The sequence below is a fragment of the Pseudomonas sp. IPO3747 genome (assembly GCF_013385245.1).
In the GTDB taxonomy this organism is placed as follows: Bacteria; Pseudomonadota; Gammaproteobacteria; order Pseudomonadales; family Pseudomonadaceae; genus Aquipseudomonas; species Aquipseudomonas edaphica.
In genome coordinates this window covers 1-14,812 of sequence record NZ_JACAQL010000026.1, presented here as the reverse complement: position 1 = coordinate 14,812, position 14,812 = coordinate 1, and the positions used below count along the sequence as shown (strand labels likewise).

Annotated in this window: 16 protein-coding genes; 11 read left to right on the top strand and 5 right to left on the bottom strand. The window is 60.2% G+C overall.

Annotated elements, in window-relative coordinates; genetic code table 11:
* Positions 1 to 87: 87 nt before the first annotated feature.
* Entirely contained in the window at positions 88 to 498 is a 411-nt protein-coding gene (gene rnk / locus HX790_RS26860) for a nucleoside diphosphate kinase regulator (RefSeq protein WP_017134998.1), read from the top strand.
* Here the strand turns inward: rnk and HX790_RS26855 are convergent.
* The 3 genes from HX790_RS26855 to HX790_RS26845 form a co-directional block, all read right to left on the bottom strand.
* Positions 495 to 3,335: a class I adenylate cyclase gene (locus tag HX790_RS26855; RefSeq protein ID WP_176992490.1), complete on the bottom strand. Its 2,841-nt coding sequence runs from the start codon at positions 3,333 to 3,335 to the stop codon at positions 495 to 497. The genes rnk and HX790_RS26855 overlap by 4 nt on opposite strands.
* Before the next feature lie 171 nt (positions 3,336 to 3,506).
* A complete protein-coding gene (locus HX790_RS26850; RefSeq protein ID WP_010207442.1) occupies positions 3,507 to 3,761 on the bottom strand; it encodes a TIGR02647 family protein in 255 nt (84 codons plus the stop codon).
* A 95-nt stretch (positions 3,762 to 3,856) separates the two neighbouring features.
* Positions 3,857 to 4,141 carry a hypothetical protein gene (locus HX790_RS26845; protein ID WP_017135000.1) on the bottom strand — a complete coding sequence of 95 codons (285 nt, stop codon included), beginning with the start codon at positions 4,139 to 4,141 and terminating at the stop codon, positions 3,857 to 3,859.
* Positions 4,142 to 4,267: 126 nt separating this feature from the next.
* On the opposite strand from HX790_RS26845, the gene HX790_RS26840 reads away from it, so the two are divergent.
* Positions 4,268 to 4,927 carry a glutathione S-transferase family protein gene (locus tag HX790_RS26840; protein WP_099550276.1) on the top strand — a complete coding sequence of 220 codons (660 nt, stop codon included), beginning with the start codon at positions 4,268 to 4,270 and terminating at the stop codon, positions 4,925 to 4,927.
* Between the two features lie 100 nt (positions 4,928 to 5,027).
* Here the strand turns inward: HX790_RS26840 and argH are convergent, their stop codons facing one another.
* Complete coding sequence (gene argH, locus HX790_RS26835; RefSeq protein ID WP_008439335.1) at positions 5,028 to 6,422, bottom strand: argininosuccinate lyase; 1,395 nt, start codon at positions 6,420 to 6,422, stop codon at positions 5,028 to 5,030.
* Between the two features lie 504 nt (positions 6,423 to 6,926).
* Here argH and HX790_RS26830 point away from each other — a divergent pair.
* From HX790_RS26830 to HX790_RS26795, 8 genes are all read left to right on the top strand, one after another.
* Entirely contained in the window at positions 6,927 to 7,673 is a 747-nt protein-coding gene (locus tag HX790_RS26830; RefSeq protein ID WP_017135002.1) for a LytTR family DNA-binding domain-containing protein, read from the top strand.
* A gap of 139 nt (positions 7,674 to 7,812) precedes the next feature.
* Positions 7,813 to 8,754, top strand: a complete 942-nt coding sequence (hemC, locus tag HX790_RS26825) for a hydroxymethylbilane synthase (protein WP_017135003.1) — start codon at positions 7,813 to 7,815, stop codon at positions 8,752 to 8,754.
* A complete protein-coding gene (locus tag HX790_RS26820) occupies positions 8,751 to 9,500 on the top strand; it encodes a uroporphyrinogen-III synthase (RefSeq protein WP_138451795.1) in 750 nt (249 codons plus the stop codon). Before hemC ends, HX790_RS26820 begins: the two co-directional genes overlap by 4 nt.
* A gap of 41 nt (positions 9,501 to 9,541) precedes the next feature.
* Positions 9,542 to 10,657: a uroporphyrinogen-III C-methyltransferase gene (locus tag HX790_RS26815; protein ID WP_099550279.1), complete on the top strand. Its 1,116-nt coding sequence runs from the start codon at positions 9,542 to 9,544 to the stop codon at positions 10,655 to 10,657.
* Positions 10,658 to 10,662: 5 nt separating this feature from the next.
* Positions 10,663 to 11,904, top strand: a complete 1,242-nt coding sequence (locus HX790_RS26810) for a heme biosynthesis protein HemY (protein ID WP_017135005.1) — start codon at positions 10,663 to 10,665, stop codon at positions 11,902 to 11,904.
* A gap of 2 nt (positions 11,905 to 11,906) precedes the next feature.
* Positions 11,907 to 12,107 carry a hypothetical protein gene (locus HX790_RS26805; protein ID WP_032865418.1) on the top strand — a complete coding sequence of 67 codons (201 nt, stop codon included), beginning with the start codon at positions 11,907 to 11,909 and terminating at the stop codon, positions 12,105 to 12,107.
* 28 nt (positions 12,108 to 12,135) lie between these two features.
* Positions 12,136 to 12,657 (top strand): disulfide bond formation protein B, encoded by a 522-nt coding sequence (locus tag HX790_RS26800; RefSeq protein WP_017135006.1) that lies wholly within the window; start codon positions 12,136 to 12,138, stop codon positions 12,655 to 12,657.
* A 209-nt stretch (positions 12,658 to 12,866) separates the two neighbouring features.
* Entirely contained in the window at positions 12,867 to 13,325 is a 459-nt protein-coding gene (locus HX790_RS26795) for an Rsd/AlgQ family anti-sigma factor (protein WP_017135007.1), read from the top strand.
* A 52-nt stretch (positions 13,326 to 13,377) separates the two neighbouring features.
* On the opposite strand, the gene HX790_RS26790 is transcribed toward HX790_RS26795, so the two are convergent.
* Positions 13,378 to 14,055: an FKBP-type peptidyl-prolyl cis-trans isomerase gene (locus HX790_RS26790; RefSeq protein WP_017135008.1), complete on the bottom strand. Its 678-nt coding sequence runs from the start codon at positions 14,053 to 14,055 to the stop codon at positions 13,378 to 13,380.
* Positions 14,056 to 14,247: 192 nt separating this feature from the next.
* Between HX790_RS26790 and HX790_RS26785 the strand changes: the two genes are divergently transcribed.
* Positions 14,248 to 14,812, top strand: a 565-nt coding sequence (locus tag HX790_RS26785; protein WP_218174739.1) for an AlgP family protein, incomplete at its 3' end; no start/stop codon positions are given.

Sequence of the window (14,812 nt, the reverse complement as noted above, 5' to 3'; positions counted from 1 at the left end):
CCTCAACTCATCGAGGCCCGTGAGAACCCCGCCTTTTCCTGGCGGGGTTTTGCTTTTTTGTGCAGAAAAAAGGAGTCTGCCTGAATCATGACCGCACCTTCCATCATTCTTACCCGTCTTGACGTGCAGCGTCTGGAGCAATTGATCGACCGCTTGGGCGACGACTCTCCCGGCGCCGAAGCGTTGCAAGCCGAACTCGACCGCGCCGAAGACGTGGTTGGCCACGATGAAGTGCCTGCGGGTGTCGTGACCATGAACTCCAGCGTGCATTGCCGTGAGCAAGGCAGCGGCAAGGACTACCACCTGACCCTGGTGTACCCGAAGCACGCGAACGCCGATGAAGGCAAAATTTCGATCATGGCTCCGGTAGGCAGCGCCTTGCTTGGCCTGCAAGTGGGCCAGCACATCGACTGGCCGGCGCCGGGCGGCAAAACCCTCAAGCTTGAATTGCTCAGCGTCGAAGGCCAGCCCAAAGATGGCGGCGCCTTCCCTCTCTAAATCTGGCTCAGCGCCGCATTCAGCGACAACTCCAGCTCGGCCTTGTAACGCAGATACAAGTTGCTCGGGCTTTGCACATCACCGAGCAGGCCGGACAGGTCCAGGTCGGTGATGTAGCAGCGGTAAAGCTCGGTCTCCCGGCGTTGCCCGACGATTTCCTGGGCGACCACGGCAAACAGTTGGTCGCCGAACTCCAACTCCGAAAACTCCCGTTGATTGCAATACAGCGTGATGCCGACCTGGCCGGGTGCGGCCTTGCCGATAATCGCCTGCACGTCATAAAACGGCTTGTTGGCCGGGTTTTGCGGCACCGGCCGAGGCTCGATGCCGCGGGCGCGGTGGCTGCCTGACGGCAACAGTTGGTAATACAAAATCTGCACTTCACCCAGCGGCTGTTGCGTGTCCAGCGGTGCCAGCGCTTCGCGGCGATAGATGATTGACTGCAGGAATCGCTGCAGTGGCGCCAGCAGGCTTTGCTCATCATGAAACGGCAAGCGTTGCTGCCACAGCGCATTGAACTCATCCAGCACATACAGCTCGGCGAAGCCTTCATTGACCCGGTAGAACACCTGCACACAATCAGCCACGCCCATGGGCAGCAGCAGGGCCAGGTCGTGGTCTTCCAGCGCCATGGCGTCCAGGTGCAGCGGGCTGTAGCTGGCCAGTTCTTCGCTGAGGTAGGCGATCAGCGCATCCTGGGTCAGCAGTGGCACGTGAGTGGCCTGGCCCGGCGTCAGTTCCATCACGTGATAGTGCTGCTGCACCTGCAGGAGGTAGCGGTGATTGGACTGGCTCAGCAGCAGGTTCTGTACGGTATCGAAGATTTCTTCCACCCGCTGGGCAATGAATTGCGCACGGTTGTGGCAGAAGCAGCGCACCCGCAGGCGTGGCAGGTGGTTCGGCGGCAGTTGGTTGAGGTAGTCGCGCAGGCAGTCGAGCAGTGCATGGGGGCCGTCGTAGCGGCTGACCAATACCTCGTTCCAACTGTTGAGCGTGACCTGATCCAGGGTCAGCACCAGGTTGTCGCGCACACCGGCGTAGCTCAGGGAGTCAGTGCGCTCGGTGGTCATCAGGATATTCAAGTCGCGGTGGTGCTTGAGCGGGTCGACGCCGACGTTGATCAGCAACAGCACCTCTTCCGGCACCGCCGAGCGCAACAGGCGGTCTTCATCAACGCTGGCCAGGGGCAGGGCGATGGTCTGTTGCAGGCAGCCCAGCAGGTTGAACAGCTCGAATTCCGTCATGTCGCTGACGCCTGGGTGCAAGGCCAGGCGCGTGCTGCTGTCGATTACGCCGTTGCGATGGCACCAGGTGAGCATTTCCAACAGGTCGCGGCTGCGCTTGATCGGCGCGAAGTGCTCCCATTCCAGCGCCGTGAGGTTGCCGTTGTACAAGCCCCAGTGGTGCTGGCCGGGCTCTTTGCGGTTGGGCGATTGCACCAGGGTCAGGGTGTCTTCGGCCAGGTCCGGGGCGATGCCGGGGTTGATGAACTCGACCTTGCCGGCTTTACGCTCAAACGCGGCATACAGGCGCCGACCCAGCACATTGAGGTCGCGCTTGTTGATCAGGCTGACGGTCTGCTCGGTGCGAGCGAACTGGGTGAGAAAGCGGTAGCTGTAATTGAGTTCGCTGACCAATGCGCGGCGCTCGGAAGCCACCTGGCGCACTTTCCACTGGCTGCGGCTGTCCAGCAAGGCCAGTTGGCGCTGGTCCCAACCCCATTCATGGGCCAGGCGTTCCAGCAACAGCCGCTGCCAGCTGGTGCTGCGTTGGCCGGCGCTGAGCTTGCGATTGACCTTCAGGTACAGCGCGCGGCGTACCAGCTCCAGGCGATCGGGTTCATTGCGCGCCCTGAGGTATTCCTCGATGCGGCGGTAGACCACGATGTACGGGTCCAGCTCATCCAGGTCCATCTGGTTGGCAAACACCGCACGTTTGAAGCGCAGGCTCAGGCAGTGCACGTTCGGGTGTTCGCTGGCGTACACCTCGGTCAGCAGCAGCTTGAGCACCGATTTGTAAGGCGACTCGATGCCCTTGAACAGTTGCCACAACCCCGCGCCGATAAATTCGCCCGGCGGGATGTGCGCCAAGTGGCCGAGGTCGAGGGTTTCATCGGCGCGGATAAAACGTTTGGAGATCAGCGCGTGGGTAAACTCGGCGTAGCGGGTTTCTTCATAGACCGGCACCAGCCACCAGATGGGCGTGCGCCCGGCGAGCCAGATGGCGGTGCGGTAGAACTCATCCAACAACAGGTAATGCTGGGTGGTGCCGCAATCGTCAGAGCTCAGTTGCGTATCGCGCTCGCCTGAAACAAAGCGCGTCGGCTCGATCAGAAAGAAATGCGCCTCGGCGCCCATGGTCAGTGCCCAGGCTTCCAGCAACTGGCACTTTTTGCGCAGCTCGGCCAGTTCGTTCTCGCCAAGGTCCGCAGCGTGGCAGACCCACACGTCCATGTCGCTCTGGTCCGCCTGGGCCAGGGTGCCAAGGCTGCCCATCAGGAACAGGCCATGGATCGGCCGCGGCGGGTTGCCATGGCGCGGCTTATAGGAGAACGAGCGGGTCAGGCGCTGGGCTTCGGTGAGGGCCTGGGCGTCGGGTTCGAAATTCGACAAGCCTGCCGGCGTGCTGCTCGAGACGTAGCCGGGCAACAGCGGGTGGTTGACGTGGAAAAACAACGGCAGCAGGGTCAGCACGCTTTGTTGGCGCGGCGTCAGCCCTTCGACGGCGCGGGCCATGCGGCCTGCATTGAGGGCCATGAAGCGCGCACGCAACTGGGCCAGCACCTTGCGGTCGATGCCTTCGTCCAAGTCGGGGCGGATTTCATGGGTGCGGGTCATTTCTGGGTCGTTGGCTCGCAGAGCCCGACGTGGGCGGCCGTGTAGGAGTTTACAGCCAGAAGCGTAGGAGGTTTAGATGATATGTGGCTTTTTGGCGTCAGAATTTTGTGCGGCCCACAGCAACGCCCTCGGAATCCGCAGCAGGCGGACCCCATGGGCGACAGTAAGGTGTCAGGCAGCTTCTTTGGTAGTGGCGGTAGTCAGGATAGTCAGCAGGGTTTGCGCTTGCTCGGCAGCGTCGCGGCCGAGGCTGGTCAGGTAGCCCCCATCCGGCTGGTCGATCAGGCCTTTGGCATGAAGGCGTTTGGCAGCGGCGATGGCAGTAGGCGCGGCGGTCTGGTGGACTTTCAGACCTTCCTTGGTGCTGTCCAAGGGGAAGAGTACAAGGATTTCCAGTTCGGCAACCAACTCAGGGGTATACGACATAAGGACTCCAGACTTTCTAAAATTTATTAGAGGCTAGCAGGCCATAAGGTGAACGCACTTTGCCGAACTGTCCAGCGTGTTGCTGCGTGCCCGGACTATTCCTTTTCCGGCGGCAACTCAGGCAGCGCCCGCAGTGCTGTTTCGTACCATTCGGTATTGAATGCGCGATCCTCGTCCAGCATCGCGTCGATCTCGAAAGCCAGCACGTGAGCCATGAGATTCAGGATCTCTTCACGCTCATAACCCACCAGGGTCAGTTTGTTGAACGTAGCCTTGGCGGCAGGCGGGTTGTCGCTTTCGATCTGATTTTCGATCGCTTCGATCAGTGTATTTTCGGTGAACTCTTCTTCGTCGCTGTCGATATCGGTCGGCTCGCTCATGGCAGGCTCCTCAAGGAAAGGGCGCCAGTCTACCGCCATTCAGGCAACTGATGCTGCTGGTCAGGCGGCCTGCATGGATCTATAACTCTTGCAGCCAACCCCACACCCGGCCTGGAGGCATTCGCAATGCTCAAGCTTTACGGATTTTCGGTCAGCAACTACTACAACATGGTCAAACTGGCGCTGCTGGAGAAAGGCCTGCCGTTCGAAGAAGTGCCGTTTTACGCAGGCCAAACCCCTGAAGCCCTGGCCGTCAGCCCGCGTGGCAAGGTGCCGGTGCTGGGCGTCAAGCAAGGCTTTATCAACGAAACCAGCGTGATCCTCGAGTACATCGAGCAAACCCAGGAAGGCCCGTCATTGCTACCCGCCGACCCGTATCAGCGCGCCCAGGTGCTGGCGTTGTGCCGGGAGATCGAGCTGTATATCGAGTTGCCCGCCCGCGCGTGTTTTGCCGAGGCGTTCTTTGGTATGCCGGTGCCGGATGCGATCAAGGACAAAACCAAGGCTGAGTTGTTGCTGGGGGTTGGTTCTTTGGGCCGGCACGGCAAGTTCGCGCCGTATGTGGCGGGTGAGAGCTTCACGATTGCCGATCTGTATTTCATGTACAGCGTGAACCTCGCCTGCGCGGTGGGCGAGAAGCTGTTTGGCCTGGATTTGCTGGCGCAGTTGCCGAAGGCCAAGGCCTTGCTGGAGCGCTTGCATGAGATGCCCAACGCCAAGAGGGTGGCGGCGGACAGGGAGGCAGCGATGCCGGCGTTTATGGCGATGATTGCGGCCAAGAAGTAGATATTTGGCGGCAGGGATGACGCTATCGCAGGCAAGCCAGCTCCTACATTTTGAATTGTGAACCCATTCAAGTGTGGGAGCTGGCTTGCCTGCGATGCTTTTAGCGGCTGGCGAGCAGTGCCTGGCCGCGCACAACGGCTGCCTTGACCTGCGCCGGCGCAGTGCCGCCCACGTGGTTACGGGCATTCACCGAGCCTTCAAGGGTCAGCACGGCGAACACGTCCTGCTCGATCTGGTCGCTGAACTGGCGCAGTTCTTCCAGGCTCATTTCCGCCAGGTCCTTGCCGGTGTCCACGCCGTACTTCACAGCATGACCGACGATTTCGTGGCAGTCACGAAATGGCAGGCCACGGCGCACCAGGTAGTCCGCCAGGTCGGTGGCAGTGGAGAAACCGCGCAATGCCGCTTCACGCATGATCGCGTGCTTGGGCTTGATCGCCGGGATCATGTCTGCAAACGCACGCAACGAATCGCGCAGGGTGTCGGCAGCGTCGAACAGCGGCTCTTTGTCTTCCTGATTGTCCTTGTTGTAGGCCAGAGGTTGGCCTTTCATCAAGGTCAGCAGGCCCATCAGCGCGCCGAACACACGGCCGCTCTTGCCGCGCACCAACTCCGGTACATCGGGGTTTTTCTTTTGCGGCATGATCGAGCTGCCGGTGCAGAAGCGGTCCGGCAGGTCGATGAACTGGAATTGCGCACTGGTCCACAGCACCAGCTCTTCGGAGAAGCGCGACAGGTGCATCATCGCAATGCTGGCGGCGGCGCAGAATTCGATGGCGAAGTCGCGGTCCGACACGCCGTCCAGGGAGTTGCCGCCCACGGCGTCGAAACCCAACAGCTGCGCGGTGTATTCGCGGTCGATAGGGTAAGTGGTGCCGGCCAATGCCGCGCTGCCCAACGGCATGCGGTTGGCGCGCTTGCGGCAGTCCACCAGGCGCTCGTAGTCGCGGCTGAGCATTTCGAACCAGGCCAGCAAGTGGTGGCCGAAGGTCACAGGCTGCGCGGTTTGCAAGTGGGTGAAACCGGGCATGATGGTGCCGGACTCACGCTCGGCCTGCTCCAGCAGACCTTTTTGCAGGCGGGTGATTTCGGCCAGGATCAGGTCGATCTCGTCACGCAACCACAGGCGGATATCGGTGGCCACCTGGTCGTTACGGCTGCGACCGGTGTGCAGTTTCTTGCCGGTCACACCGATGCGGTCGGTGAGGCGCGCCTCGATATTCATGTGCACGTCTTCCAGGTCGACGCGCCAGTCGAACGTGCCGGCTTCGATCTCACCGCGGATGGTGGTCAGGCCGTCGATGATGCTGTCGCGCTCGGCGTCGGTCAGCACGCCGACCTTGGCCAGCATCGTGGCGTGGGCGATCGAGCCCATGATGTCGTGGCGGTACAGGCGCTGGTCGAAGGTGACGGAGGCGGTGAAGCGCGCGACGAAGGCGTCGACGGGTTCACTGAAGCGGCCGCCCCAGGACTGGTTGGTCTTGTCGGTGCTCATGGATTCGCTCGTGATCTGCTTAAAAAGAGGCGTGGAGGTGTGCCGCCGATAATAACAGGGTTGCCCGTTGAGGCGATGCTACGGGTGATCGGCATTTTTATTTGCGCCAAGGATGGCTAAGTGCCTTGCCGCCGAACGCATCCGGGACGAGACTGGGGGCAGGCGTTAATTGAAACGATATTTGACGATTGAGCAATATCGTCTCAGCGAGCGTCTACAGTTGCACTGATAGAGCGTGAATGCACCAAAGTCGGGTGATGCGGTCATAGCCCAGACTATCCATTAAAAAAGGGGGGTATTCGGATTGTGTATCAGCAAACCCTACGACGATGCCCAAAGGCAGCAGGTCTTGGGCGCAATTGAACAGGTCCGGGTAAATTTGGGTGCCGCTGCCGGGGCACTTTTTGCCGCTCGCGCTAGTCTTAGCGTGGATCGCTGTGACGCAAGTCACCGCACCTGTCTACGCTATCCTTGTGCGAGACTCACGCAGGAATCCAGCGCAATATGAATGTCCTGATCGTTGATGACGAACCCCAAGCCCGCGAGCGACTGAGCCGTTTGGTCAGTGAACTCGAGGGTTATACAGTCCTTGAACCGAGCGCCACCAACGGCGAAGAGGCGTTGACGCTGATCGACAGCCTCAAGCCGGACGTGGTGTTGCTCGATATCCGCTTGCCGGGCCTTGATGGCCTGCAAGTCGCCGCCCGTTTGAGTGAGCGAGAATCGCCACCTGCCGTGGTGCTGTGTGCCGCTCAAGAAGAGTTTTCCACCGAGACCCTGGAAGCCAGCGGTGTCAGCTTCATCGTCAAGCCGGTGGCGGGTGAAGCATTGCTCAAGGCCCTTAAGAAGGCCGAGCGACCAAACCGCGTGCAACTCGCTGCGCTGACCCAGCCGGCCGCCCAAAGTGGCAATGGGCCGCGCAGCCATATCAGCGCGCGGACCCGCAAGGGCATCGAACTGATCCCGTTGGACCAGGTGGTCTACTTTATTGCCGATCACAAGTACGTGACCCTGCGTCACGAGACCGGCGAAGTGTTGCTCGACGAGCCGCTCAAGGCCCTTGAAGATGAGTTTGGCGACCGCTTCGTGCGCATCCACCGCAACGCACTGGTGGCGCGCGAGCGAATAGAACGCTTGCAGCGCACGCCTTTGGGGCATTTTCAGTTGTTCCTTAAAGGGCTTAACGGTGATGCCTTGATCGTCAGCCGACGTCATGTCGCCGGCGTGCGCAAGATGATGCAGCAGCTTTAGCCCAAGGGCTGTAGCGAGGCCTGCATTCCGATATCCCGGTGCGACGTGGCCAGGGAGGCCCCGCACTTGCTGATTCAAATCAAAGCGTGTTTGCCTGAGCTGTTATTATCTGCCGTATCTATTCAGTACGGATTGATCCATGTCCTCTCGCGAAATCCGCATCGCCACTCGTAAAAGCGCCCTGGCCTTGTGGCAGGCCGAATACGTCAAAGCACGCCTTGAACAGGCTCATCCAGGCCTCAAAGTATCCCTGGTGCCCATGGTGAGTCGCGGCGACAAGCTGCTTGACTCACCCCTGTCGAAGATCGGCGGCAAGGGCTTGTTCGTCAAGGAACTGGAAACCGCGCTGCTCGAAAACCAAGCCGACATCGCCGTGCATTCGATGAAAGACGTGCCCATGGACTTCCCCGAAGGCCTGGGCCTTTTTTGCATCTGCGAGCGTGAAGACCCGCGTGATGCCTTCGTCTCCAATACCTACGTGTCCCTGGATGACCTGCCGTTGGGCAGCGTCGTCGGCACCTCCAGCCTGCGTCGTCAGGCGCAATTGCTGACCCGTCGCCCGGACCTGCAGATTCGTTTTTTGCGCGGCAACGTCAACACCCGATTGGCCAAGTTGGACGCCGGCGAATATGACGCGATCATCCTTGCGGCTGCCGGCTTGATCCGCCTGGGCTTCGAAGACCGCATCACCTCAGCCATCAGCGTCGAAGACAGCTTGCCAGCCGGCGGGCAGGGCGCAGTCGGCATTGAATGCCGCACCGCCGACAGCGAAATCCATGCCTTGCTCAAACCCCTCGACCACCACGACACCGAAGTGCGTGTCACTGCTGAACGTGCCCTCAACAAGCACCTCAACGGTGGCTGCCAAGTGCCGATTGCCTGCTACGCGGTGCTTGAAGGTGAAAACCTCTGGCTGCGTGGCTTGGTCGGTGATCCGGACGGCGGCACGTTGCTCACCGCCCAGGTGCGTGGGCCACAACGTGACGCGACCGCCTTGGGTATCCAGGTCGCAGAAGAGTTGCTGGGCAAGGGCGCCGGCGCCATTCTGCAAAAAGTCTACGGCGAGGCCGGCCCGCAGTGACCGATTGGCGCGTGCTGCTGACGCGGCCCGCTGAAGAGTCGGCGGCCGTGGCTGCGTTGTTGGCCCAAGCTGGTATTTTCAGCAGCAGCCTGCCGTTGCTGGATACCGAAGCTTTGCCCGCCACGCCCGAGCAACGGGCTGTTTTTGCTGACCTGGGCCGCTATAGCGCGGTGATTGTGGTGAGCAAACCGGCTGCACGCCTGGCTGTGCAGCAATTGCAGCAGCCCTGGCCATCGTTACCGTGGTTCAGTGTGGGCGCTGCCACTGCGCAGGTACTGGCCGATCACGGTCTCAACGTTCACTATCCGCAAACCGGCGACGACAGCGAGGCCTTGCTTCAATTGCCGGCCTTGCGCGAAGCTGCCGCGCAGCCCGGTGCCCGGGTGTTGATCCTGCGTGGCGAGGGCGGCCGGGAGTTGCTGGCTGAGCGTTTGCGTGAGCAAGGTGCTAGTGTCGATTATCTGGAGTTGTATCGTCGTTTCCTCCCGGCTTACCCCGCCGGGGCGCTGATGCAACGCATCCAGTTGGAACGCTTGAACGGCCTGGTGGTCAGCAGTGGGCAGGGTTTTTTACACCTGCAAGCCCTGGCCGGCCCCGATTGGCCGAAGGTGGCTCAGCTGCCGTTGTTCGTGCCCAGCCCTCGCGTGTCTGAAATGGCGCGGGCCGCTGGTGCAGAAAAAGTTGTGGATTGTCGCGGCGCGAGTGCCGCGGCTTTGTTAGTGGCGTTGCGCAGCGCTGCCTCATAAGGCATGCGGCGCCCACTCTCTGATACGCAAAGGACGGATACGTGAGCGAAACAACCTTGCCTAAAGATGACACCCAACCCGCACTTGATGCGCCGGTAGAGTCGCAGGTCGCCGCGCCACGCCGTGGCAATGGCCTGGCGGTTGTGGCCCTGTTGCTCGGTGCCGCAGGCGTCGCCGCCGGTGGCTGGGGGATCTGGCAGGTCCGTGCCCTGCAAGCCAGCAACCAGCAGCAGTTGGGCCAGGTACAGACCCTTGATGATCAATCCCAATCCCTCAAGCAAAGCCAGCAACAGCTGGCGGCGCGCCTGGCGCAGTTGCCTGGGGCGGACGAGCTTGAGGAGCGCCGCCGCCTGGTCGCCCAATTGCAGGGTGACCAGCAGCGTCTGAGCCAACGCCTTGAAACCGTGCTGGGCGCCAGTCGCCAGGACTGGCGCCTGGCTGAAGCCGAACACCTGATCCGCCTGGCCAGCTTGCGCCTCTCTGCCTTGCAGGACATCAACAGCGCCCAGTCACTGGTCCAGGGTGCTGACGAAATTCTGCGCGAACAGAGTGACCCAGGCGCCTACGCCGCCCGCGAGCAGTTGGCCAAGAGCCTTGCCGCGCTACGCAGTACCGAGCAACCCGACCGCACCGGTTTGTACCTGCAACTGGCGGCACTGCGCGATCAGGTCGTAGCGCTTGCGGCTATCGCACCGGAGTATCAGCTCACTGAACCTGCATCCGAAGGGCGCTCGACCACCGATACGGAAAATCGCCTGAGCCAGTGGTGGGAGCAGATCTCTCGTTACTTCCGAATCGACTTCAACCCCGATGACAACATTCGCCCGTTGCTCGCCGGCCAAGGCCTGAATCAGGTGCGCCTGGCGCTGAGCCTGGCGCTGGAGCAAGCCCAGTGGGCCGCACTTAACGGCGAAACGGCGGTGTACAGCCGCTCGCTGGGTGAAGCGCGCAGCGTGCTGCAGGACAACTTCAATCAGGACAACCCGCAGAGCAAGGCGATGCTGGCGCGCATTGCCGAGCTCGAGCCCAAGGCGGTTTCGGTGGTGACGCCGGACCTGGCCAGCAGCCTGGCCGCAGTGCAGGCCTATCTTGAGCGCCGTCATCTGTCTGCCGATGAAGCCAAGGCGTCGGCGGGCACGCCGGCGACCCAGGAGTAGAGCCGATGAAGCGTTTTTATGTGATCCTGGTGTTGGCGGTTGCGATCGCTCTGGCACTGGGCGTGGGTATTTCGAAACACACCGGCTACGTGCTGATTACCTATCCCCATCTGCTGCATTACGAATCTAGCCTGTGGGCCACGCTGGTGGCGGTGTTTGCCGTCTTTCTGGTGATCTACCTGCTGCGTGTGCTGCTCAGCTTGCTCACCACCTCCGGTGGCGTAGTCAACCCATGGTCGCGGCGTAACCGCAGCCGTCGTGTGCAGATAGCCATCGAGCAAGGCCAGATGGACCTCGCCGAGGGCCGCTGGGCCAGCGCCGAACGTCACCTGCATCGCGCTGCTGAAGCCGAGCGTCAGCCGTTGTTGTACTACCTCGGCGCCGCACGTGCTGCCAACGAACTGGGCCGGTATGCGGAGTCCGACGGTTTGCTGGAGCGTGCCTTGGAACGCCAGCCACAGGCGGAACTGGCTGTGGCCCTGAGCCATGCGCAACTGCAGATGGACCGTGGCGACACTGAAGGTGCGCTGGTGACGTTGCAAGCGATGTACGAGCGTCACCCACATAACGCGCAGGTCTTGCGCCAATTGCAGCGTCTGCATCAGCAGCGGGGCGATTGGCCGTCGGTGATTCGCTTGTTACCCGAACTGCGAAAGGACAAAGTACTTCCCGCTCCCGAGCTGGCTGAGCTTGAGCGCCGTGCCTGGGGTGAAAACCTTGGGCTGGCGGTCGAGCGTGAACAGCAGGGCGAAGCCGGGTTGCAGTCTTTGGAGAGAGCGTGGGAGCAACTGACCTCCGCCCAGCGCCAGGAACCGCAACTGGTGTTGGCTTACGCTGAGCAACTGCGTCGGCTGGGTGCTGACGCCAAGGCCGAAGAAGTGCTGCGTGGCGCAATCAAGCGCGGCTATGACAGCCATCTGATCCGGCTTTACGGTTTGTTGCGTGGCAGTGACCCGGGCCGTCAGCTGAAATTTGCCGAAGGCTGGCTCAAAGACCATCCGGGGGATGCCAGCCTGTTGTTGACACTGGGTCGCCTGTGTCTGCAAAACAGTCTGTGGGGCAAAGCACGCGACTATCTGGAAAGCAGCCTGCAAGTGCAGCGTAATCCCGAAGCCTGTGCTGAGCTGGCGCGCTTGCTGGCCCAACTGGGCGACACCGAGCGCAGCAACCAGTTGTTCCAGGAAGGTCTGGGGCTTCTGGACAGCCGCTTGCTGGCATCACCGCTGCCGGTGCCTGCGCGAGTGTAGGAATGAAGGTCAAGGTTGGCCGGACCTTTCTGAGGGCCAACCTTTCTTTATCGCGTAAAACCCGGGCGCTAAAGCTCTACGTAGCAAATTCCTACCGCCAACTGCTTGAAGTCATCCAGGTTCTGACGGCATATCCCCAGGCTGTTGCGGAATTGTCTGCTCTGGCGCGTATTGAAAGGAGTCAGGCCTTTACTCTACCGTAAGGGTCTATCTCCTGCGGTACGGATGACAATGTCTTTGGCCCCTTCACGCTCTCTGTTTCTCCTGGCGTTCTTGGCTGGTGCGCTGACGTTGGGTGCGTCTTTTTATCTTGAGTTCGGCGCGCTCTTGCGTCCTTGCTTCCTGTGTCAGGTGCAGCGCATCTTTTTGGCCGCATTCACTCTGATTAACCTGGCTGCGGCGATTCATAACCCAAAACGTTCAGGGGTCTACCTATACGGGTTGGCCAGCATGGGCTGCGCAATGCTCGGGGCCATCACTGCGGTACGCCAGGTGCTGCTACAAAATGCCGCGCCGGAGCAGGCCAGTGATTGCTGGCCCAGTCTTCACTACATGATTGAAAACCTGTCGTTATGGCAAGCACTGCAACTGACTGTAAAAGGCACCGTGGACTGCGTAGAGCTCAACTGGACACTGTTTGACCTGAGCCTGCCCGAATGGAGCCTGTTGTTCTTTTTGGCGATGCTGGTGCTCGGCATCATGCAGTTTTCACGATTGTTGCCGGGCCGTCGCTTGCACCCTGCGAGGTATTGAAAATTCGCCGTAATGTGTAGGACGGGATTAAACACTTGTATGAACTTTCTCTCCTGCGTACCTTGAAGCCATAGTCATGCGGGCATAATCTGGCCCGCACGCGTTATAGAAACCGTTTGTGACATGCGGCCTTGTCCGGCTCCCGCCTCAATGTTTGAGGTGTTGCGCGGGCACAGGCGGCAGCGCCCCTATAGGGAAGAGAGATCACCATGCTGGAAAGTTGTCAGAATGCTCAGGAACGCTGGGGTGGAGTGCACAAGCTGATCGACAGCTGGTTGAAGGCACGTCACGAACTGGTTCGAGCCTTTGATGCTCTTGGCGCCAAGCCCGAGGCACTGGCTGAGAATCGCAAACCGTTGCAAGAGTTCTGCGGCGTGCTGATGGATTACGTATCTACGGGCCACTTTGGTGTCTACGATCAACTGACCAAGGAGGCTAAAGCCTTTGGCGATGATCGAGGGTTGGAGCTGGCTGATACTATCTATCCGCGCTTGGAGGCTATCACTGAGAAGCTCGTTGCCTTTAACGACCTGTGTGATGCCGGCAAGTGTGTCATTGAGAAATTCAAAGAGCTGGGTGGGTTGCTGCATGAGCGCTTCGAGTTGGAAGACTGCCTGATCGAAGTGCTGCACAACGCTCACAAAGAAGAGTCGGCCGCCCAGGCTTGACCCTCAGAGTGAGATAAAAAAACGGTGCCATGGCGCACCGTTTTTTATTGGGTCAGTGGCGAGTGCCGAGCAATTCGATCTCGAACACCAGTGGCGTATACGGCGGGATCAACTCACCCGCACCGTCGGCACCATAGGCCTGGGCGGAGGGAATTACCAAGCGCCATTTCGCGCCTACCGGCATCTGCTGCAGCGCGCTGCTCCAACCACTGATCACACTGTCCAGGCGAAACCATTGGGGCTGAGTGCTCTTGTCGAAGACTGTCCCATCGGGCAGCCGTCCTACGTAATTTACGTGCACCTCATCACTGGCCAGCGGTTTGCTGCCGTTGCCGGGTGCCAGCTCGGTTAGCAGGATGCCATCTGCCAGTTCACGCACGCCGCTGACGGATTTTTCCTTGGCTAAAAACTGCTGTTCGGCAGCGAGGGCTTTTTCGCTTTGTGGAACCTCGGCGTCGGCAGCGTTTTGTGCTTCGTGTTGCGCAAGGATCTGTTCGATGCGTGCATCGTCCAGCGCCAATGGCTTGCCCTGATAGGCTTGCTTGAGGCCATCGAGCAGGGCTTGGATCTGCAGGTCGGGAACCTGCTGGCGCAAGCGCTCGCCGAGGCTTGCGCCCAAACTGTAGGCAAGGTCGTGTGGGTCTGGGGCGGTGGTTTTGGACGGCGATTGCTCGCCTGCATTGGCCACGCCAATCGCCAAGCCAAGCACTAAAAAAAGATAACGCGACATGCTGTTTCTCCCGCCGAAAGTGCGACGGATTATGCCAGTGTGAGTGGGCAAAAAGTGCCGCAGTTTTTTGTTATATCGATAAGAATTTACTCACGGTGCAACGCAAGGCAAACGATACTGTCAACATGCCCTAGCGGCGGTAAGAGCAGAGGGCTAGTATGAGCCGCACCCACGTCAGCCAGGAGGTAAACCATGTCGGCCAAACAGAAGCCTGTTAATACCCCGTTGCATTTACTCCAACAACTTTCGGGCAGCTTGCTCGAACATCTGGAAAGCGCATGTTCCCAAGCGTTGGCCGATGCAGAAAAACTGCTCGCCAAACTGGAAAAACAACGCGGTAAAGCGCAAGAAAAGCTGCACAAATCCCGCACCAAACTGCAAGACGCCGCGACTGCCGGCAAAGCCAAGGCACAAGCCAAAGCCAAAGACGCGGTCAAAGAACTTGAGGACCTGCTGGACGCTCTCAAGGATCGCCAAGCTGAAACCCGCACTTACATTTCCCAACTCAAAAAAGATGCTCAGGAAAGCCTGAAACTGGCCCAGGGCGTTGGTCGAGTGAAAGAAGCTGTGGCTAAAGTATTGGGCGCCCGCACACCGGCAAAAGCTGCCGCGTCGAAAGCTCCAGCCAAGGTTGCGGCCAAGCCAGCTGCTAAAACCGCTGCTGCAAAACCAGCGGCCAAGCCAGCTGCTAAAACCGCTGCTGCAAAACCAGCGGCCAAGCCAGCTGCTAAAACCGCTGCTGCAAAACCAGCGGCCA